General features: G+C 71.3%; 15 protein-coding genes. 10 read left to right on the forward strand and 5 right to left on the reverse strand.

All coding sequences use genetic code 11. The features are described from left to right. The first annotated feature begins 153 nt into the window (after positions 1 to 153). The 6 genes from QM626_RS00955 (at position 154) to QM626_RS00980 (ending at position 8,058) form a co-directional block, all read left to right on the forward strand. Positions 154 to 1,986, forward strand: coding sequence for a circularly permuted type 2 ATP-grasp protein (locus tag QM626_RS00955; RefSeq protein ID WP_415072976.1), 1,833 nt, complete (start codon positions 154 to 156; stop codon positions 1,984 to 1,986). After that, entirely contained in the window at positions 1,977 to 2,912 is a 936-nt protein-coding gene (locus QM626_RS00960; RefSeq protein ID WP_415072978.1) for an alpha-E domain-containing protein, read from the forward strand. The genes QM626_RS00955 and QM626_RS00960 overlap by 10 nt, the downstream gene beginning before the upstream one ends. Continuing rightward, positions 2,909 to 3,754 carry a transglutaminase family protein gene (locus QM626_RS00965; RefSeq protein WP_415072980.1) on the forward strand — a complete coding sequence of 282 codons (846 nt, stop codon included), beginning with the start codon at positions 2,909 to 2,911 and terminating at the stop codon, positions 3,752 to 3,754. The genes QM626_RS00960 and QM626_RS00965 overlap by 4 nt, the downstream gene beginning before the upstream one ends. A gap of 56 nt (positions 3,755 to 3,810) precedes the next feature. Next, on the forward strand, positions 3,811 to 5,064 hold the full coding sequence (locus tag QM626_RS00970) for an ROK family protein (protein ID WP_415072982.1): 1,254 nt from the start codon (positions 3,811 to 3,813) through the stop codon (positions 5,062 to 5,064). 187 nt (positions 5,065 to 5,251) lie between these two features. Next, positions 5,252 to 6,505, forward strand: a complete 1,254-nt coding sequence (locus QM626_RS00975) for an MFS transporter (RefSeq protein WP_415072984.1) — start codon at positions 5,252 to 5,254, stop codon at positions 6,503 to 6,505. A gap of 8 nt (positions 6,506 to 6,513) precedes the next feature. Then, complete coding sequence (locus QM626_RS00980) at positions 6,514 to 8,058, forward strand: carboxylesterase/lipase family protein (protein WP_415072986.1); 1,545 nt, start codon at positions 6,514 to 6,516, stop codon at positions 8,056 to 8,058. 63 nt (positions 8,059 to 8,121) lie between these two features. On the opposite strand, the gene QM626_RS00985 is transcribed toward QM626_RS00980, so the two are convergent. Continuing rightward, positions 8,122 to 9,654 (reverse strand): MFS transporter, encoded by a 1,533-nt coding sequence (locus QM626_RS00985; protein WP_415072988.1) that lies wholly within the window; start codon positions 9,652 to 9,654, stop codon positions 8,122 to 8,124. Positions 9,655 to 9,754: 100 nt separating this feature from the next. On the opposite strand from QM626_RS00985, the gene QM626_RS00990 reads away from it, so the two are divergent. After that, complete coding sequence (locus QM626_RS00990; RefSeq protein WP_415072990.1) at positions 9,755 to 10,399, forward strand: TetR/AcrR family transcriptional regulator; 645 nt, start codon at positions 9,755 to 9,757, stop codon at positions 10,397 to 10,399. Between the two features lie 53 nt (positions 10,400 to 10,452). Here QM626_RS00990 and QM626_RS00995 read toward each other — a convergent pair whose 3' ends face one another. The 4 genes from QM626_RS00995 to QM626_RS01010 form a co-directional block, all read right to left on the reverse strand. Continuing rightward, on the reverse strand, positions 10,453 to 11,886 hold the full coding sequence (locus tag QM626_RS00995; RefSeq protein WP_415072992.1) for a rhamnulokinase: 1,434 nt from the start codon (positions 11,884 to 11,886) through the stop codon (positions 10,453 to 10,455). 166 nt (positions 11,887 to 12,052) lie between these two features. Continuing rightward, on the reverse strand, positions 12,053 to 14,089 hold the full coding sequence (locus tag QM626_RS01000; protein ID WP_415072994.1) for a bifunctional aldolase/short-chain dehydrogenase: 2,037 nt from the start codon (positions 14,087 to 14,089) through the stop codon (positions 12,053 to 12,055). A 107-nt stretch (positions 14,090 to 14,196) separates the two neighbouring features. Beyond that, complete coding sequence (rhaI, locus tag QM626_RS01005) at positions 14,197 to 15,363, reverse strand: L-rhamnose isomerase (protein WP_415072996.1); 1,167 nt, start codon at positions 15,361 to 15,363, stop codon at positions 14,197 to 14,199. Beyond that, positions 15,360 to 15,749 (reverse strand): L-rhamnose mutarotase, encoded by a 390-nt coding sequence (locus tag QM626_RS01010; RefSeq protein ID WP_415072998.1) that lies wholly within the window; start codon positions 15,747 to 15,749, stop codon positions 15,360 to 15,362. The genes rhaI and QM626_RS01010 overlap by 4 nt, the downstream gene beginning before the upstream one ends. Positions 15,750 to 16,119: 370 nt before the next feature. Here QM626_RS01010 and QM626_RS01015 point away from each other — a divergent pair, with 370 nt between their 5' ends. The 3 genes from QM626_RS01015 to QM626_RS01025 all read left to right on the forward strand — a co-directional run bounded on the left by QM626_RS01015 (position 16,120) and on the right by QM626_RS01025 (position 20,837). Further along, positions 16,120 to 17,415 (forward strand): MFS transporter, encoded by a 1,296-nt coding sequence (locus tag QM626_RS01015; protein ID WP_415073000.1) that lies wholly within the window; start codon positions 16,120 to 16,122, stop codon positions 17,413 to 17,415. 64 nt (positions 17,416 to 17,479) lie between these two features. Beyond that, positions 17,480 to 19,762 (forward strand): family 78 glycoside hydrolase catalytic domain, encoded by a 2,283-nt coding sequence (locus tag QM626_RS01020; protein WP_415073002.1) that lies wholly within the window; start codon positions 17,480 to 17,482, stop codon positions 19,760 to 19,762. Positions 19,763 to 19,802: 40 nt separating this feature from the next. Continuing rightward, entirely contained in the window at positions 19,803 to 20,837 is a 1,035-nt protein-coding gene (locus QM626_RS01025; RefSeq protein ID WP_415073004.1) for a LacI family DNA-binding transcriptional regulator, read from the forward strand. Positions 20,838 to 20,841 lie beyond the last annotated feature (4 nt).

Raw genomic sequence — 20,841 nt, forward strand, 5'->3', positions numbered from 1 at the left:
AGCTCGCCCACGCCGACGCCCAGGGCCGCGGCCGCCGCTCCCGCGGCCGCGGCGGCCCACCGTGCAGCGCCGATCATGCAGCGATCGTAGGCCCCTCGGCGATGCCCGAACCGGGAAACACCCACGCAACACGCCCATGGCTAGGGTTGTGCCATGGGTGACCTGTTCGACGGCTACGGCTCCACTCTCGCGCCGCGCAAGACCGCCCAGGGGCTCCCGCCGTTCGACGAGATGTTCGGTCTCCCGGCCCACCCCGGCGACAGCGCCGAGTCGCGCCAGGCCTACCGCGAGCTGTACCAGGCGCTGGCCCGCATGACTCAGGAGGAGCTGCGCGGACGCACCGATTCGCTGGCCAGCTCCTACCTCGCGCAGGGCGTCACGTTCGACTTCGCCGGCGAGGAACGCCCCTTCCCGCTGGATGCCGTCCCCCGCATCATCGACTACTCCGAGTGGAGCGAGGTCGAGGCCGGCATCAAGCAGCGGGTGCGCGCGCTCGAGGCGTTCCTCGACGACGCGTACGGCCGTCAGAACTGCGTGCGCGACGGGGTCATCCCGGCGGCGCTCATCGCGTCGAGCCAGTACTTCTACCGGCAGGCGTACGGCATCCACGCCGCCAACGGCGTGCGCATCCAGGTGTCCGGGATCGACCTCATCCGCGACGAGCACGGCAAGATGCGCGTGCTCGAGGACAACGTCCGCGTGCCCTCCGGCGTCAGCTACGTCATCTCCAACCGTCGCGTCATGGCGCAGACCCTGCCCGAGCTGTTCGTGTCGATGCGCGTGCGCCCGGTCGGCGACTACCCGAACAAGCTGCTCGCGGCGCTGCGCGCCTCCGCCCCGCCCGGCGTCGACGACCCGAACGTCGTGGTGCTCACCCCGGGCGTCTACAACTCCGCGTACTTCGAGCACACGCTGCTGGCCCGCCTCATGGGCGTGGAGCTGGTCGAGGGGCGCGACCTGCTGTGCATGGGCGGCAAGGTGTTCATGCGCACGACCCGCGGACCCCGCCGCGTCGACGTCATCTACCGCCGCGTCGACGACGACTTCCTCGACCCGCTGCAGTTCCGCGCCGACTCGATGCTGGGCTCGCCCGGCCTCATGCTGGCCGCGCGCATGGGCAACGTGACGATCGCCAACGCGGTCGGCAACGGCGTCGCCGACGACAAGCTGCTGTACACCTACACGCCCGACCTCATCCGCTACTACCTCTCCGAGGAGCCGATCCTGCCGATCGTCGACACCTGGCGGCTGGAGGAGCCGGCGGCGCTGGAGGAGGTGCTCGACCGCCTGCACGAGCTCGTCGTGAAGCCGGTCGACGGCTCCGGCGGCAAGGGCCTGGTCGTGGGGCCCGACGCCTCCAACGCGGAGTTGGAGAAGCTGCGCAAGAAGCTGCTGGCCGATCCGCGCGGCTGGATCGCGCAGCCGGTCGTGATGCTCTCCACGATCCCGACGCTCGTGGCGGACGGGATGCGGCCGCGCCACGCGGATCTGCGCCCGTTCGCCGTGAACGACGGCGACGACATCTGGGTGCTGCCCGGCGGGCTCACGCGCGTCGCCCTGCCGGAGGGACAGCTGGTCGTCAACTCCAGCCAGGGCGGCGGATCCAAGGACACCTGGGTCATCGGCGGCGCCGCGCCCGGCCACGTCGAGTACGGGCAGGGCCAGGGGCTGGCGGGCCTCGTCGCCGACCAGGCGTCGACCATCACCCAGGCCATCCCGATCATCACGGAGGCGGAGGCGAAGGCCGCCGCCGAAGCGTCCCGCTCGGCCCGCGAGGCGCGTGACCACCCGCAGGCGCAGGCCGAGCAGCAGACCCAGCAGGAGCAGCAGGAACAGCAGCAGCAGGGGGCGATGCATCCCTCTCCGCCTTCCCCCGCTGTGCATGTCCCACTTCGGCGCGGTATGGGCGCCCGATACAGCGCCGAACTGGGACATGAACCGCGCCGAACTGGGACATGCGACGGGGGTGAGGGCGCATGCTCCTGAGCCGCATCGCCGAGTCCCTGTTCTGGATCGGCCGCTACATCGAGCGCAGCGACGGCACCGCCCGCATCCTGGACGTGCACCTGCAGCTGCTGCTGGAGGACCCGTGGATCGACGAGGACACCGCATGCCGGTCGCTGCTGTCGGTCATGGGCTCGTTCCCGCCCGATGACGCCGAGCCGGTGGCGCGCGAGGACGTGCTGGCCCGCCTCGCCGTGGACCGCGGCAACCCGTCGAGCATCGTCTACTCGCTCGGACAGGCTCGCGAGAACGCCCGCCGGGCCCGCGAGATCGTCTCCACCGAGCTGTGGGAGTGCCTCAACACGACCAATGCGCGGATGCCGCGGCGCCTGACGACCGAGAAGGTGCACGAGTTCTTCCAGTGGGTGCGCGAGCGCTCCGCACTCGCGATCGGCATCGTCGACTCGTCGACCGCGCACGACGAGGCCTGGCAGTTCTTCACCCTGGGCCGCGCGATCGAGCGCGCCGACATGACCGCGCGGCTGCTGGCGACCCGCTCGTTGACCGAGGCCTCGGGCCCGAGCTGGACGACGATCCTGCGCTCCTGCGGCGCCTACGAGGCGTACCTGCGGACGTACCGGGGCATGCCCAGCGCCCGCAACGCGGCGGAGTTCCTGCTGCTGGACCGGCTGTTCCCGCGGTCGATCATCTTCTCCATCTCCCGTGCCGAGCAGTGCATCAGCGCGATCGACCCGCGCGAGGACCGGGTCGGGCACTCCAACCTGATCCTGCGCGCGCTCGGCCGCATCCGCAACGAGCTCGAGTACCGGCCGATCAGCGAGATCCTCGCCGAGCTGCCCATCCACATGGTCGGCGTGCAGAAGGTCACGCGCGAGGCGTCCGATGCGATCCGTCACCGGTTCTTCCCCACCGAGGCCTCGCCCAGCTGGATCGGAGAGATCTCATGAAGCGGCTGCGCATCGAGCACCAGACCGGGTTCGCGTACGAGGGCGCGGTCTCGGCGTCCTACAACGAGGCGCGGATGCTGCCCGGCACCACCGACAGCCAGTTCGTGCTCAGCTCGGCGCTGGAGATCGATCCGGCCACGGCCGTCAGCAGCTATGTCGACTACTTCGGCACGCGGGTGAGCTCGTTCGACATCCTCTCGCCCCACCAGGGGCTCACGATCGTCGCCCGCTCGCTGGTCGAGGTGCGCCCGCGGCCGATCGAGCACACCGGCATCACCTGGGACCGACTGGCGGCCGAGTCGTCGCGCGCGATCGAGACGGTCGAGCAGCTGTCGCAGTCGGATCGCACGACGCCGCACGCCGAGGTCGTCGAGATCGCGAGGAGCATCGCGGGCCGCCACGACGACCCGGGCCGGGCCGCGCACGACATCTGCATGGCGATCGGCGACGCGGTCGAGTACGTCTACGGCGTGACCGGCGTGCACTCGACGGCCGCCGACGCCTGGAAGGCCCGGAAGGGCGTGTGCCAGGACATGGCGCACATCGCGATCGGCGCGCTGCGGGCGGTCGGCATCCCGGCCCGGTACGTGTCGGGCTACCTGCATCCGCGGGCAGGCGCCGAGATCGGCGTGGCGGTGGCGGGCGAGTCGCACGCCTGGGTGGAGTGGTTCGCGGGCGAGTGGGCGGGTTTCGACCCCACCAACAACACCGAGATCGGCGACCGGCACGTGCTCGTGGGCCGCGGTCGCGACTACAACGACGTGCCGCCGCTGCGCGGCGTGTACGCCGGGCCGGACAAGTCGAAGCTGAACGTGAGGGTGACGATCACACGCGAGGCGTGAGCCGCGGCGCCTCGGCCGGTCGTCCGGGGTCGCATGCGCGCTGGCAGAATCGAGGGATGAGGAGATCATCCGATGGCGGTCTCTCGGCCTCCGATCTACGGACCCATAACCTCGGCCTCGTCCTCTCGCACGTCGACCGCGCCGGCGCGATCGCGCGCAGCGAGCTGGCGACCCTGACAGGCCTCGCTCCCGGGGCGATCACGCTGCTGGTCTCCGAGCTCAGCGACGCCGGTCTTCTGCGGGAGGCCGCGTCCGAGCGTTCCCGAGAGTTGCGTCCCGGCCGGCCTCGCCGCAGTCTCGAGATCGCCGGCGCCGCGATCGCGCTGCTCGGGCTGCAGTTCGCCGTCGACGAGGTGCGTCTGTCGGCCGTGGATCTCGCCGGACGCTCGCTGCTGCGCGACGTGCGTTCGGTACGTACCCCGATCGGAGATCCCGCGGCGGTCGCGGATCAGCTTGCCGCCCTCGTCGAGGAGATGCGGACCGGGCTCGCCGCGCGGGGAGTGACGGCGGTCTTCCTGGTCGTGGTGGTGCCGGCGCCCGTGCTGCAGCCGGACGAGTTCGTTCCGATGGCGATCGATCTGGGCTGGGTGGGCGTGGACCTGTCCGGTCTGCTGCGGGAACGGATCCCCGATCTTCCGCTCGGCACTCGCGTCGTCAACGATGCCAACGCGGCGGCGTACGCGGAATTCGCCGAGCTCCAGTCTCGAGGCGAACGAGTCTCCGACATGATCTATCTCAAGTCCGACACCGGCATCGGCGGCGGCGCGATCACAGCGGGCCGTCCTCTCGCCGGGGTCGATGGGATCGCCTTCGAGCCGGGGCACATCGTCGTCGTTCCCGACGGCATCGAGTGCGCCTGCGGGAAACGCGGATGCCTGGTGACGGTGGCGGGTCCGGATGTCGTGGTCGCGCAGGCCGGCCTCAGCCGGTTCCGCGACGAGCACGGACTGCCGCAGGCGCTGGCCGAACTGGCCAGACGCGATGAATCCGGAGACGCCGCAGCGGCGATGGCGTTGGCGGGCGCCCTCCGATGGATCGGCATCGCGCTGGCGAACTGCGTCGCGATCCTGCAGCCGCAGTTCGCGGTCGTCGGCGGGTACCTCGCTGATCACGTCGAACGGCTGCGGGAGCTTCCGATGGCGAGCGTGAGTTCTCTGGGCGGCTTTCCCGGTGACACGGCGGTGGGTATCGTCCCAGCCGCTCTCGGCCCGTTCTCCGGAGTGGACGGCGCACTGCTGCAGTGGCGGCGGGAGCTGCTGCGCGACCCACGCGGGTTGCAGGAGGCGGCCGGGGGGGTCTTCGGAGATTAGTTTCTTCAAAACTTGAAATAATTGGAGCGAAGGCTCTACCGTGGACTCTGCGGCGGCGACGGAACGCCGCAGAGCTCGAGGAGGAGCCATGTCCGAAGATCGAGAAGACATCGCCGCCGAGGCCGTGGCCGAGGCGGTACCCGGGCCGAGCGCCCGACTGCATGAGTCAGCAGCGCCCGGTGGGGGGATGGATGCTGCCGCGCTGACCAGCACGGTCCCGGTGGCCGGGGGAGCGCGCCAACGGCTCGTGGCGTCGCTGCTGGTCGCGAACCTGTTCCTGTTCGCGACGTACGCCGGCATCGTCGGCATCCTGCTGCCGCAGCAGCTGGCAGTGCTCGACGAGGCCAACAAGATCGCGAACCTCGCGATCGTCACCGGGACGTCGGCGGTGTTCACCCTGTTCGCGCAGCCGATCGTCGGGGCGTTCTCCGACCGCACGCGCAGCCGACTCGGGCGGCGGTCCCCCTGGCTGATCGTCGGCGGTGTCGGCGGCGGCGTGCTGGTGATCGTGCTGCAGTTCGCGCCCAGCGTGTTCTGGGTCACGGTGCTCTGGGTGGTCGCGCAGGTGCTGCTCAACGCCTTCCAGGGTCCGCTCTCGGCGATCGTCGCCGACCGCATCCCGCGCGACCGCCGTGCGACCGCGTCGGCCTTCGCCGGCGCCGGAACCTCGATCGGCGCGACCGCCGGAGTCGTGTTCGCGGGTCAGATGCTGGCCCAGCTCGGAGTCGCCTACGGCGTGTTCGGCATCGCCATGATCGTCGTCTCCCTGTTGTTCGTGCTCGTCAACCGGGACGGCGACTCGCGGTCTCTGCCCATCGGCCGCTTCAACTGGCTCACCTTCGTCAAGGGCTTCTGGGTCAGCCCGCGCAGACACCCCGACTTCGCCTGGGCGTTCGCCGGTCGCTTCGTGATGGTGCTCGGCTATCAGGGCGTGCAGAACTACCAGTTCTACATCCTCACCGACCGTCTCGGCCTCGACCCGGTGGCTGCGGGCGGCGTCGCCGGCATCCTCTCGCTGTGCTCGATGGTCACTCTGGTGCTGGGAACTCTCGTGTTCGGCCGGATCAGCGACAAGATCGGGCGGCGCAAGGTGTTCGTCTTCACCGCGAGCGTCGTGATGGCCCTGGGCATCGCGATTCCGCTGTTCGTTCCCACGGTGTCGGCGATGATCGTGTACTCGCTGATCGTCGGCCTCGGCTACGGCGCATATATGGCCGTCGACGTCGCGCTCATGATCGACGTGCTGCCGTCTCAAGGCGACGCGGGAAGGGACCTCGGCGTGCTGAACGTGGCGACCAACATCCCGCAGGCGATCACGCCGGTCGTCGCCGCGACGCTGCTGTCGGTCTTCGCGGGCGAGTACGCGTCGATCTTCGGGTTCGCGGTGCTCATGGTGCTGCTGTCGTCGGTCCTCGTGTTCCCGATCCGGTCCGTACGCTGAGACGCTGGATGAGCGATGACCGCCAGAACGAAGAGAACGGGGACCACCAGATGACGACTGTCGATGCGGCGACGACGCCCGAGGTGACCACGACCGCGGGTCGCGTGAGCGGAGTCCAGCGCGACGGCGGGGTGACGGCCTTCCTCGGCATCCCCTTCGCGGCGCCGCCCATCGGATCCCGACGGTTTCTCGCGCCGCAACGACCCGAGGCGTGGAGCGGGTCGCGGCCGTGCGATCGGTTCGGCCCGACACCGCAGCGGCGTCCCTTCGGCCCGGTCACGACGATCCCCGAGCCGAGCATCCCGGGCGATGACACGCTCAGCGTGAACGTGTTCACCCCGGCGCCCGGCGATGCGCGCGCCGCGCTCCCCGTGCTGGTGTGGGTGCACGGCGGAGGCTATTTCGCCGGTTCACCGGCCAGCCCCTGGTACGACGGGACGGCGTTCGCGCGCGACGGGGTGGTCGTGGTGACGCTGTCCTATCGGCTCGGCTTCGACGGGTTCGGCTGGATGTCGGATGCGCCGCTCAATCGCGGCATCCTGGACCAGATCGCGGCGCTGGAATGGGTGCAGGAGAATATCCGGGCGTTCGGCGGTGACCCGACGCGGGTGACGATCGCCGGGCAGTCCGCCGGCGGCGGGAGCGTGCTGACGCTGATGACCTCGCCCCGCGCACGCGGGCTGTTCCGTGCGGCGATCTCGCATTCGGGTGCGGCTGGGCACCTCGCGGTGGCGACGGTGGAACCGATCGGCCGGGCGTTCGCGGCGGCGATGGCCGTGCCGCCGACGCGGGCCGGATGGCTCGGCGTCCCCGAGGAGACGGTGCTCGATCACGAGCGCGAGTTCAACCGGGTGGACGGTGCCTGGGCGCCGGACGTGCCGACCGAGCGTGTGTTCGCGGCGACCGCGGCGGACCCGATGGCCACCAGCGGTCTCGCGTTCGCTCCGGTCGTGGACGGCGACAGCGTCGTGCCGGTCGCGGATGCCGCGGCCGCCGGCCGCGGCGCAGAGGTGAGCCTTCTGCTCGGAGCGACGCGCAACGAGTTCGCCTTCCCCGGAGGGACGCGCCTGGCCGAGGTCGTCGCCGCCGCGACCGCGGCGGGCATCGGCGACGACGCGATCTCTCGCTTCGCCGCGGAGGTGGAGCGCGTCGGCGAACAGTACACGGGCAGCCAGGTGGCGGTGCTCTCGATGTTCCGCGGTCCCGTCGTCCACATCGCCTCACAGCGCGTCGCGGGGCGCGCGGGTGAGCATACGTGGCTCTACGACTTCGCCTACCATTCGCCCGTGGACGGACTCTCGGCGCATTGCTACGACCTGCCGTTCGCGTGGGGGCTTCCGCACGCGGCGGGCGTGGATCGCGTGCTCGGCACCGCGATGCCCGCGGCGCTGACCGCGACGATGCACGGCCTCTGGGTCGAGTTCGTCACCACCGGGCGTCTGCCGTGGGCAGCGGCATCCGAGTCGATGCCCGGCGCCATGGTCTTCGACACGGAGTGCGGATTCGACCCCGGTGCATACGCTTTCGAGAGCGAGCTGCTGGCGCCGCGTTGACGCCCGCGCCCGCCCCGCCACCCGCCCGCGGGGCGGGGCCGGCGAGGCGGGACGAGGCGCGGGTCAGTGCGCGACGACCGGCTCGGAGTCGGCGGATGCCGCGCCCTCGCGCGCCGCGATGAGCGCTGCGACGGCGTAGTGCTTGCGGCGGAACAGGACCGCCGAGATGACCGCGCCGGCCAGGAAGAACCCCGCACTCCACACGTATGCGGTCTGGTAGCTGTGGATCAGGGCGTCCGAGGCCAGGGCCGTCATCGCGTCCGCGGTCGGCGTCGCCGGCGTGTTCGCCGCGATGTAGTCGGTCGCCGCGGTCGCCGCGAGCGTGTTCAGCAGGGCCGTGCCGATCGAGCCGCCGACCTGCTGGCTCGTGTTCACCATGGCCGAGGAGACGCCCGCGTAGCGGCGGTCGACGCCCAGCGTCGCGGTCTGGATCGCGGCGGGCATCATCGTGCCCATCGCCAGTCCGAGAAGCAGCAGCGCGGGCAGCGCGTCGAGGTAGATGCTCTGGGCGTCGAGCCGCACGAACAGCAGCATGGCCGTCGCCCCCAGGAGCATGCCGATCGGCACCAGCACCTTCGGACCCAGGCGCGGGAGGAGCACGTTCGTGCTCAGCTGCGCGGCGATCACGAGCATCACGATCATCGGCAGGAAGCCGACACCGGTCTGCTCCGGCGAGTAGCCGAGCGTCTTCTGGAAGTAGTACGTCACGAACAGGAACACGCCGAACATGCCGGCGCCCGTGACGAGCACGGAGAGGAAGGCCGCGGCACGGTTGCGGTCGACGAGCACGGGCAGCGGCAGCAGCGGATGCGAGGCCACGCGCTGCCACAGCACGAAGGCGATGAGCAGGACGCCGGATGCCACCAGCGAGCCCCAGGTGATCGGGGCGTCCCAGCCGTCGGACTCGGCGCGCGAGAAGCCGAACACGAGGGCGAACAGTCCGGCCGAGACGAGCAGGGTGCCGGGGACGTCGAGCTTCGGGCGTGCGCCCTCGCGGCTCGCGTGCGGCACGAAGACCACGGCGAGCACGAACGCGATCGCGGCGAAGAAGACGTTGACGGTGAGGTTCCAGCGCCAGTCGAACTGCTCGGTCAGGTAGCCGCCGAGCAGGAGCCCGACCGCGCCGCCGGCGCCGGCGATCGCCCCGAACACGCCGAAGGCGCGCGAGCGCTCCTTGGGGATGGTGAAGGTCGTGGTCAGCACGGCGAGCGCGGTGGGCGCCAGCAGCGCGCCGAACGCCCCCTGCAGCGCGCGGGCGGCCACCAGGATCTCGAAGGTGCCGGCGAGACCGCCCATGACGGATGCGGCGGCGAAGCCGACGAGGCCCACCAGGAACGCGATCTTGCGGCCGATCAGGTCGGAGATGCGGCCGCCGAACAGCAGCAGGCTGCCGAACGCGAGCGAGTACGCGGTGATGATCCACTGGCGGTCGCCGTCGGAGAAGCCGAGGTCGGTCTGCGCCGCGGGGAGGGCGATGTTCACGATGGTGGCGTCGAGCACCACCATGAGCTGGGCGATGCCCACGGTGCCGAGCGTCCACCAGCGGCGCGTGGTGGGGCGCACCTCGTGATGCGTCGCGGTCTGAGGAGAAGTCATGAGACTCAGCGTATCCGAAACTCAAAAGTTTCGGAACCAGTGAGTTTCTGAAGTATCATGAGAGTGCGCCGTTGCGGCGTGCATCGAAGGAGGGTCCGCAATGATGCGAGCCGACACCACTGTCGAGCCGGAGGCTGCCGTGAGGTCGCGGCTGGGACGCCCGCGCGACGCCTCGCGCGACGACGACATCCTCGACGCCACGATCGACATCCTCGCCGAGTGCGGGTACGACGGCATGACGATCGACGCGGTCGCGACCAGGGTCGGGGCCGGCAAGGCGACCGTGTACCGGCGCTGGCCGTCGAAGGCCGATCTGGTGCTGGACGCCGTGACCTGCCTGAAAGCGGGGCATGCGCAGACCGCGCTCCCCGACACCGGCACGTTGCGGGGCGATCTGCTCGCCATGGTCAAGCCGGTGCCGCTGAAGGACGCCGAGCGCAAGCTGCGCGTGATGGCCGGGGTCGCCTCGATGATGTCGCGCGAGCCGGAACTGGCGGAGGCGGCGTTCCGCGCCATCCTCGAGCCCCGCGTGATCGCCAACCGCACCCTGCTGCAGCGTGCCGTCGAGCGGGGCGAGATCCGGGCGGATGCCGACGTCGAGCGGCTCGCGGTGCTCGTGCCGTCGATGACCGCCTACCGGGCGCTCGTCGAGCACAAGCCCATGGACCGCGACTACGTCATCTCGCTCATCGACGGCATCCTGCTGCCCGCCGTCGGCATCCATCCTTCCCCCGCATCGCCCTGACCCCGCCCCGTGCCTCGTGCCTCGTGCCCCCGGCGAAGCACTGCGTCGCCGGGTCAGGCGCGCGGCTCGTGACGGCGCAGCGGCTGGGTCCGCGCGACCAGGTCCCGCAGCGCCGCCAGCGATCCGGTGACCAGGCCCGCGGCCCTCGCCTGCACGAGCACGTTCCCGAGCGCCGTGGCCTCGACCGGCCCGGCGACGACCGGGAGGCCCGCACGGTCGGCCGTGCGCTGGCACAGCAGCTCGTTGAGGGCGCCGCCGCCCACGATGTGGATGGTGCGCACCTCGACCGCGCCGATGCGGGCCGCCTGGTGGACGGCGTCCGCGAAGGCCTGCGCGAGCGACTCCACGATCGCGCGCACGTGGTCGACGCGGGTGCGCGGGGCGCGGAGGCCGTGCTCGGCGCACCAGGCGTCGATGCGCGCGGGCATGTCGCCGGGGGGCAGGAACCGCGGGTCGTCGACGTCGAACACCGGGACGCTGCGCGGATCGACGTCCGGCGCGGAGTCCAGGAGGGTGGGCAGATCGATGCGGTGGCCCTGCTCGCGCTCCCAGCCGCGCACGGCCTCGCTGAGGATCCACAGCCCCATGACGTTGTGCAGCAGGCGGATACGGCCGTCCACCCCGCCCTCGTTCGTGAAGTTCGCCTGCAGCGCCGCCGGGCTGCGCACCGGGCGGTCGACCTCCACGCCGACCAGCCCCCACGTGCCGCAGGAGATGTAGGCGGCGGCATCCGCCTGCATGGGGACGGCGACCACGGCGGAGGCGGTGTCGTGCGAGCCGACGGCGGTGACCGTCGTGCCGGCCGGGGCGTCCAGCCTCGCCGCGACCTCGGGACGCAGCGGACCGAGCGCCTCGCCGGGGGCGACGACCGGCGACAGGATGCGGCCGGGCAGGCCCAGGGCGGTCACGAGCTCGGCGTCCCAGTCCCGTCCGTCGCCGCGCAGCAGGCCCGTGGTGGAGGCGTTGGTGGCCTCCGCGCGCGCGACGCCGGTGAGCCAGCAGCCGATGAGGTCCGGCACGAGCAGCGCCGTGTCGGCGAACGCGAGGAGGTCGGCGGGCTCCGCGGCGAGCTGGTACAGGGTGTTGAACGGCAGGAACTGCAGTCCGTTGCGCGCGAACAGCTCGGCGTGCGGCATCCGCTCGTGCACCCGCTGGACGCCGATGGCGGTGCGGGCGTCGCGGTAGTGGAACGGCTCGCCCAGCATCCGTCCCTCGCGCAGCAGCGCGTAGTCGACCGCCCAGCTGTCCACCCCGATGCTCGCGATCGACGGCTCGGCGCGGAACGCCTTCCGCAATCCGTCGAGCGCCGCGCCGTAGAGTCCCAGCACGTTCCAGTGCAGCCCGTCGGCGAGGGCGACCGGATCGTTCGGGAACCGGGCGACGTGCTCCATCTCGAGCGTGTCGGCCCCGACGCGGCCGACGATCACCCGGCCGCTCGTGGCGCCCAGGTCGACCGCGGCGACGGCGCCGGGTGCTCGCGTGCTCATGCCGCGTCCCCCCGTCCCGCTGCGGCGCCTGCGGCATCCGTCACAGGCCTGCGACGATTTCGGGTAATTGCGCCACATATATGGGTGCGAGTTACACGAAATCGTCGCAGACGTGTGAACGTGTGCGCGGGCAGGGGGAGGGACGCCGGCCTCGGCGCCGCGCCGCTCATCGCAGGAACGCGGCGGCGACGCCGGAGTCGACGGGGATGTGCAGGCCCGTCGTGCGGGAGAGCTCGGGGCCGGTGAGCACGTACACGGCATCCGCGACGTTCTCGGGCACGACCTCGCGCTTGAGGATGGTGCGGTTCGCGTAGAACTGGCCCAGGTCCTCCTCCTTCACCCCGTACGTGGCGGCGCGGTTGGCGCCCCAGCCGGAGGCGAAGATGCCGGAGCCGCGCACGACGCCGTCGGGGTTGATGCCGTTCACGCGCACGCCGTGCTCGCCGAGCTCGACCGCGAGCAGCCGCACCTGGTGCGCCTGGTCGGCCTTGGTCGCCGAGTACGCGATGTTGTTCGGGCCGGCGAACACGCTGTTCTTCGACGAGATGTAGATGATGTCGCCGCCGAGCTTCTGCTCGATGAGGGCCGACGCTGCCGCCTTCGAGACGAGGAACGAGCCCTTCGCCATGACGTCGTGCTGCAGGTCCCAGTCCTTCTCGGTCGTCTCCAGCAGGGGCTTGGACAGCGACAGACCGGCGTTGTTGACGACCAGGTCGATGCCGCCGAACGCCAGCAGCGTGGCGTCGATCGCCGCCTGCACGCCGCCGGCATCCGCCACGTTCGCGGCCACGCCGATCGCGACGTCGGTGCCGCCCAGCTCGGCGGCGGCGGCCTGCGCCTTCTCCAGGTCGAGGTCGGCGACCACGACGCAGGCGCCCTCGGCGGCCAGGCGGGTGGCGATGGCCTTGCCGATCCCGGATGCCGCGCCGGTGACGAACGCGATGCGTCCCTGGTGCGTCTTCGGCTTCGGCAGCCGCTGCAGTTTCGCCTCCTCGAGCGCCCAGTACTCGATGCGGAACTTCTCGGCATCCGAGATGGGGGAGTAGGTCGACAGCGCCTCGGCCCCGCGCATGACATTGATCGCGTTGACGTAGAACTCGCCGGCCACGCGCGCGGTCTGCTTGTTGGCCCCGTAGCTGAACATGCCCACGCCGGGGATCAGGACGATGAGCGGGTCGGCGCCGCGGATGGCGGGGCTGGCCGCCGTCGCGTGGGCGTCGTAGTAGGCCTGGTAGTCGGCCCGGTACTCGGCGTGCAGCTCGTGCAGGCGTGCGACCTGCTCGTCGACGGACGCCGTGGCGGGCAGGTCGAGGATCAGCGGCTTGACCTTCGTGCGCAGGAAGTGGTCCGGGCAGCTCGTGCCCAGCGCTGCCAGCGCGGGCGCCTTCTCGGAGGCCAGGAAGTCGAGCACGGCGTCGCCGTCGGTGTAGTGGCCCACCATCGGCTTGTCGGTGGATGCCAGACCCCGGATGGTGGGGGCCAGGGCCGCGGCGCGGGCGCGGCGGTCGGCCTCCGGCAGTGCCTCGAACCCGGGTCGGATGCCGCCGAACGGCTCGGCCCTGCCGTGCTCGGCGATGTACGCGGCGGCGGTGTCGATGATCCACAGCGAGTTCGCCTCCGCCTCCTCGGAGGTGTCGCCCCAGGCGGTGATGCCGTGGCCGCCGAGGATCGTGCCGATCGCCTGCGGGTTCTGCTTCTTGATCTCGGCGATGTCCAGGCCCAGCTGGAACCCGGGGCGGCGCCAGGGCACCCACACGACCTTGTCGCCGAAGATGGTCGCCGTCAGCTCTGCGCCGTCGGCCGCGGTGGCGATCGCGATGCCGGAGTCGGGATGCAGGTGGTCGACGTGCGCCGCATCCACCAGGCCGTGCATGGCGGTGTCGATCGAGGGAGCCGCCCCGCCCTTGCCGTGCAGGCAGTAGTCGAACGCGGCCACCATCTCGTCCTCGCGGTCGACGCCCGGGTAGGCGCCGGCGAGCGCGCGCATGCGGTCGAGCCGCAGCACCGCGAGTCCCTTCTCGGTGAGGGTGCCGAGGTCGCCGCCCGAGCCCTTCACCCAGAGCAGCTCGACCGGCTCCCCGGTGACCGGGTCCGTCTCGGTGCCCTTGGCGGAGGTGTTGCCGCCGGCGTAGTTCGTGTTCTTGGGGTCGGCGCCCAGGCGATTGCTCCGCGCGATGAGGGCGGCGGCGGTCGGGTTGGTCATGGCGATGTCCTTCTGAGTGGGGCCCGCCGAGGCGGGGGAATGTCGTCGAGGCAGAGTGCGAGGCACCGTGGTCCGGGTGCGATCCCCGGTCTCGGCGGGGTTCGGGCTCAGGCGCCCCAGCCGGCCTGCGTCCCTCCGACGCGCTCGGCCTCGATCTTCTGCTGGTAGCCGGAGGCGAGGTACGCGGCCATCGGGTCGGTGGGAAGGCCGCGGCCGGCGCGCCACTCGGCGAGCGCCGGGCGCACATCGGTCTGGAACGCGTCCATGAAGATCGCGTTCGCCGCGAGCACGTCGTTCGCGGTCTGCGCGGCGGCGAGGGCCTCGCGGTCCAGCAGCAGCGCGCGGGCGGTCATCTCCTGCACGTTGAGCACCGAGCGGATCTGACCCGGGATCTTGGCCTCGATGTTGTGGCACTGGTCGAGCATGAACGCGACGTCCGGGTTGTTCAGCCCGCCGCCGCGGATGACCTCGACCAGGATGCGGAACAGCTGGAACGGGTCGGCGGCTCCCACGATCAGGTCGTCGTCGGCGTAGAAGCGGCTGTTGAAGTCGAACGAGCCGAGCTTGCCGAGCCGCAGCAGCTGCATGACGATGAACTCGATGTTCGTGCCCGGCGCGTGGTGGCCCGTGTCCAGGCACACCATCGCGCGGTCGCCGAGGGCCGCGACCTGCACGTACGAGGTGCCCCAGTCCGGGACGTCGGTGTGGTAGAACGCCGGCTCGAAGAACTTGTACTCCAGCACGAGGCGCTGCTCGTCGGACAGGCGGGCGTAGATCTCGCTCAGCGAGGAGTGCAGCCGGTCCTGTCGGGCGCGCATGTCGTTCTGCCCGGGGTAGTTGGAGCCCTCGGCGAGCCAGATCTTCAGGTCGCGCGACCCGGTCTGGTCCATGATGTCGATGCAGGCAAGATGGTGGTCGATCGCCTTGCGGCGGATGCGGTCGTCCTCGTGGGTGAGGGCGCCGAACTTGTAGTCCTCGTCCTGGAACGTGTTCGAGTTGATCGTGCCGAGCTCGACTCCGAGATCCTCGGCGTGCCGGCGCAGCGCGCCGAAGTCGTCGACGACGTCCCACGGGATGTGGAGCGCCACGGTGGGGGCGAGCGCGGTCACCCGGTTGACCTCGGCGGCATCCGCGATCTTCTCGAAGGGATCGCGCGCCGTGCCCGGCGTGGGGAACACGCGGAACCGCGTGCCGGAGTTGCCGAACGCCCAGCTGGGCAGCTCGATGGCCTGCCGGGCCAGGGCGTCGAGGTTCTGAGGGGACAGCGTCGTCATGATGCGGGGCTTTCGTCGGGGGTGCCGGCGGCGGATGCCGTCAGCTGGTCGTGCAGGTTGAAGACCTCGGTGAGGGGTGCGGCGGCCCGGTCGGCTCGCCCGTCGAGACCGACGAAGAACGGCGCCATCTCCTGCTCCCAGGCGGTCGCGACCGGAGAGGCGGCGAGGTAGGCCTGGGCCGCCTCGTCGTCGTCCGTCTCGTAGTAACCGATCAGACGCCCGCCCGCGCCGAGGAACAGCGAGTAGTTGCGGCGGCCGGCGGCCTCGATCTCGGCGAGCATCTCCGGCCGGACCGGGCTGTGGCGCGCGACGTACTCGTCGACCAGCTCGGGCCGGACGCGCAGCTCGAAGCACACGCGGACCGGCGTGCCGGGGGTGCTCGTCATCGAGGGCTCCTTGTCAAAATGAATCGTTTCAAGAGTAGCGGGGGCAACCTTGCGGCGCAACCGGCGGCGCAGGGCTCCCATCCGGCGTCGCCCGTCCGGGGGGCGCCGGCAGAAGGCCGACGGACGCCGGCAGAAGGCCGTCGGATGCCGGGAGAAGACGCCGGGATGCGGGGAGAACGCCGCTGACGGCGGACGTGCCGACGAGGAGCCGGACGGGGCGCGGCGACGACACCGGGCCGGGCCATCACCGCGATGCATGGTAGACATCTTTGTGAATCGATTCATTCCTTGCTAGCGTCCCCGCCAACACATTCGTCGTGTGAGCGCGTGCGACACCGTCGTCGTGCACCGATCGTTCGAAGGAGAACTCATGGCCATCACGACATCCAACTACCGGCAGGCGAATTCCTGGTGGGTCGGGGTGGTGTGCGGCATGGCGTCGTACATCGACTCGGCGACCATCGTCGCAACGGGCATCGCCCTCGTCATCTACCAGTACACGATCGGGGTCACCGAGACCGAGATCGGCATCATGAGCGGCTCGCTCACGCTGTGCATCGCGATCGGCGCCATCTTCGGCGGCCGGATCAGCGACCGCTTCGGACGCCGCTCGGTGTTCCTGGTCACGATGCTGATCATCGTGGCCGGAATCGCGCTGCTCGTGTTCAGCACGAGCTTCCCGCTGCTGCTGGCCGGCATCGTCCTCGCGGGCCTCGGCACCGGCGCCGACCTGCCGGTGTCGCTGTCGACGATCTCGGAGGCCGCCACGGACAGGAATCGCGGCGCCATCATCGGGCTGTCCAACATCCTGTGGACCGTCGGCATCCTCAGCGCCGTCCTCATCGCGACCTTCTTCGGCGACGCGGGGCGGCTCGGCGGCCAGCTGCTGTTCGCCCAGGTCGGCGTCGTCGCGCTCGTCGTCTTCTTCTGCCGGCTGTCGATCCCGGAGTCCGCGCGCTGGCGCGCCGCTCGCGCCGAGCGGGAGAAGGGCATCGAGACGATCCGCGCCGATCGGGTGCACATCCGTGACCTGCTGAAGGCGCCCTACCTCACCCCGTTCGTCGCGCTGCTGGTGTTCTACGCGCTCACCAACACGGCGGCCAACACCGGAGGTCAGTTCGGCACGTACCTCGCCGTGAACGTCGCCGGCATCTCGGTCGCCACGAACTCCGCCATCGGCCTGATCTCGTTCCCGGTGGGCATCGTGTTCGGGCTCTGGTTCATGAAGATCGTCGGCGGCCGCCATCGCATGACCTTCTTCGTCGTGGGCGCCGTCGTGCTGCTGCTCGGCTACCTCACCCCCGCCGTCTTCGGCTTCACGCTGGCGACGATCGTCGTGATGAACTTCGCGCTGGCGTTCGGCGGGGCGTTCGCGTTCGAGGGCATCATGAAGGTATGGACGCAGGAGTCGTTCCCGACCCTGCTGCGTTCCACGGCACAGGGCACGATCATCGCCGTCGCGCGCGTGGTGGCCGCCCTGCTCGCCTTCGTGACCCCCGCGCTGATCGCGGTCAGCCCGCAGGGTCTGTATCTCGCGCTGTCGGTGCTGGTCGCCGTCGGCCTGCTCGTGGCGTGGCTCACCTTCCGCGGCCGCCACGGCAACCAGTTCGACGAGGAGAAGCAGCTCGACCCCGAGGCGGCCGAGCACCCCATCGCCCACGCCTGACGATCCCGCGGCCCGGCATCGACCTCGCCGCGTCGCCCCCACGCCCCGACCAGAAAGGCCCCCCATGTCGGCTGAGCCGAGCACCGTCGTCTCCACCCCGATCACCGTCCTCGATCACGCCGCGTTCATCGCGGCGGACGCGCCGCGTGAGGCCGCGCCGCGCTTCCGATTCGCGGCCGAGCTCGACCAGGCCCGCACCGAGGTGGTCGGCGCCGTCCTCACCGCCACCGCGCACGGCGTCTACGAGGCCCGTGTCGACGGGCAGCCGGTCTCCGACTCCGTGCTGGACCCGGGCTGGACCTCCTACGAATGGCGCCTCAACGTGCAGCGCCACGATGTGACCGCGACGGTGCGCGCCGGCGAGGGGGCGCTGCGCATCGAGCTGCTGCTCGGCAACGGCTGGTATCGCGGCAGCCTCGGCTTCGAGGGCGCCGACGCGAACTACGGCGACGAGATCGCGGTGTGCGCGGCCGTCGAGGTCACGTTCGCGGACGGCTCCGTGCAGCGCGTGGTCACGTCCGGCGACTGGGAGGCGACGGCATCCGAGATCACGCGCAACTCGCTCTACAACGGCCAGACCATCGATGCCCGGCTGCGCGGGGCGGATGCCGAGCCGCTGGCGGTGCGCGAGGTCGAGGTCGATCGCCGCACGCTCGTCGTGCAGAGTGCGCCGCCGATCACGCGCCACGAGAGGCTGCGGCCGGTGCGGATCTGGACCTCGCCGTCCGGGAAGACCCTGGTCGACTTCGGCCAGAACCTCGTCGGGTGGATCCGCGTCACCGTGCAGGGGCCGGCCGGCACCGAGATCACGATCCGCCACGCCGAGGTGCTCGAGCACGACGAGCTGGGCACCCGGCCGCTGCGGGCCGCGCAGGCGACCGACGTGTTCGTGCTCTCCGGCGGCGAGGACGACCTCGAGCCGACGCTCACGTTCCACGGCTTCCGCTACGCCGAGGTCGAGGGCTGGCCGGGCGAGCTCACGGCCGACGGCCTCACCGCCGTCGTCGTGCACTCCGACATGGCGCGCACCGGCTTCTTCGAGTGCTCGGAGCCGCTGGTGAACCAGCTGGTGCACAACTCGGTGTGGGGGCAGAAGGGCAACTTCCTGAGCGTCCCCACCGACTGCCCGCAGCGCGACGAGCGGCTGGGTTGGACCGGCGACATCGCCGCGTACGCGGCATCCGCCTCGTTCCAGTTCGACACGGCCGGCTTCCTCGACGGCTGGCTGCGCGACCTGTACCAGGAGACCGCCCACTCGCCGGCGGGGATCGTGCCCATCGTCGTCCCGGACGTGCTCAAGTACGCGAACTTCGGCGAGGACTTCGCCTTCCCCGCCCTCGGCGCCACCGCCATCTGGGGCGACGCCGCGGTCTGGGTGCCGCAGGCGCTGTGGCAGGCGTACGGCGATCGGGACCGGCTCGCCGCGCACTACCCGGCCATGGTGCTGCACCTGGAGTCGGTCGAGCGGGTCCTCTCGCCGACCGGGCTGTGGGACCAGGGATTCCAGTTCGGCGACTGGCTCGACCCCGACGCCTCGCCGCACGATCCTGCCGCCGCGAAGGCCGACCCCGCCGTCGTGGCCACCGCGTGCCTGTTCCGCTCCGCGTCGTTCGCGGCGGAGGCGGCGCGGACCATCGGCCGGGACGAGGACGCGGAGCGGTGGAGCGCGCTCGCCGAGCGCACCCGCGAGGCATTCGTCGCGCACTATGTCGAGGCCGGCGGTCGCGTCCGCTCCGACTGCGCGACGGTCTACGCGCTCGCGATCTGCTTCGGGCTGCTCGACGAGCCGACGACCCGTGCCGCCGGCGACCGGCTCGCCGAGCTCGTGCGCGCCTCCGGCTTCCGGGTCACGACCGGGTTCGCCGGGACGCCGTTCGTGACCTGGGCGCTGTCCGGCACCGGCCACGTCGAGGAGGCGTACCGGCTGCTGCTGGAGCGCGAGTGCCCCTCGTGGCTGTACCCGGTGACGATGGGCGCCACCACCGTCTGGGAGCGCTGGGACTCGATGCTCCCCGACGGCACGATCAACCCGGGCGAGATGACGAGCTTCAACCACTACGCGCTCGGCGCGGTCGCCGACTGGATCTACCAGGTGGTCGGCGGCATCCGTCCCGCGGCGCCCGGGTACGAGCGGGTACGGATCGAGCCCGTGCCCGGACCCGGGATCGACTGGGCACGCACCTCGTACGACAGCGCGCACGGGCGGATCGAGACGTCGTGGCGCACCGCGGACGGCGTCTTCGACCTGGAGGTGCGGCTGCCGGACGGCCTGCCGGCGGAGATCGTGCTGCCCGACGGCGTCGTGCACGAGGTCGTCGGCGGCCGTCACGGCTTCCGTGCGGGATGACGCGACCGGTGCCCTAGGCTCGCTGCAGAAGGGGCGGGATATGGCGGCGAGCGTGCGGGATGTGGCGAACGCCGCCGGCGTCTCGGTGGGCACGGTCTCCAATGTGCTCAACCGCCCCGAGAAGGTCGCCGCCGCGACCGTGGAACGGGTGCTCGCCGTGATCGACGAGCTCGGCTTCGTCCGCAACGACGCCGCCCGGCAGCTGCGGGCCGGGCGCAGCCGTTCGATCGGACTGGTCGTCCTGGACCTGCGCAACCCGTTCTTCACCGACGTCGCCCGGGGCGCGGAGGAGCGCGCGGCCGAGCGCGGGATGACGGTGCTGGTCGCCAACAGCGACGAGCGCGCCGACCGCGAAGCCACGCACCTGGACATGTTCGAGGAGCAGCGCGTGTTCGGGGTGCTCCTCACGCCGGTCGCCGAGGCGCTGCCGCGGCTGCGGCGGCTGCGGCAGCGCGGCATCCCCGCCGTGCTCGTCGATCGTGAGACGCACGAGCCGGGGGTCTCCTCGGTGGCCGTCGACGACGTGGCCGGCGGCCGGCTGGCGGCGGAGCACCTGCTCCAGGTCGGACGCCGCAGGCTCGCGTTCGTGGGCGGCCCCGTCGCGATCCGCCAGGTCGCGGACCGGCTGGACGGCGCACAGCGCGCCGTCGCCGACGTGCCGGGCGCGACGCTGGAGCTCATCGACACCCCCGCCCTGACGGTGGCCGCGGGGCGCGCCGCGGGACACCGCATCCAGGAGCGGACCGCCCGCACGCGTCCCGACGCGATCTTCGCCGCGAACGACCTGCTCGCCCTCGGCGTGCTGCAGTCGCTCGTGATGACCGGCACGGTGCGGGTCCCGGACGACATCGCCCTGATCGGCTACGACGACATCGACTTCTCCTCGGCCGCCGTCGTCCCCCTGAGCTCGGTGCGACAGCCGGCTCATCTCATCGGCGCCACCGCGGTGGACCTGCTCGCCGAGATCGCCGACGGCGGCTCACCGCAGCACGAGCACGTCATGTTCCATCCCGAGCTGGTCGTGCGCGCCTCGACGACGGGGTCCGGAGCGGCCGTCGCGGCAGAGCAGGAGTGAGCGG

Origin of the sequence: Microbacterium sp. (assembly GCF_047606385.1) — a bacterium.
Lineage (GTDB): Bacteria > Actinomycetota > Actinomycetes > Actinomycetales > Microbacteriaceae > Microbacterium.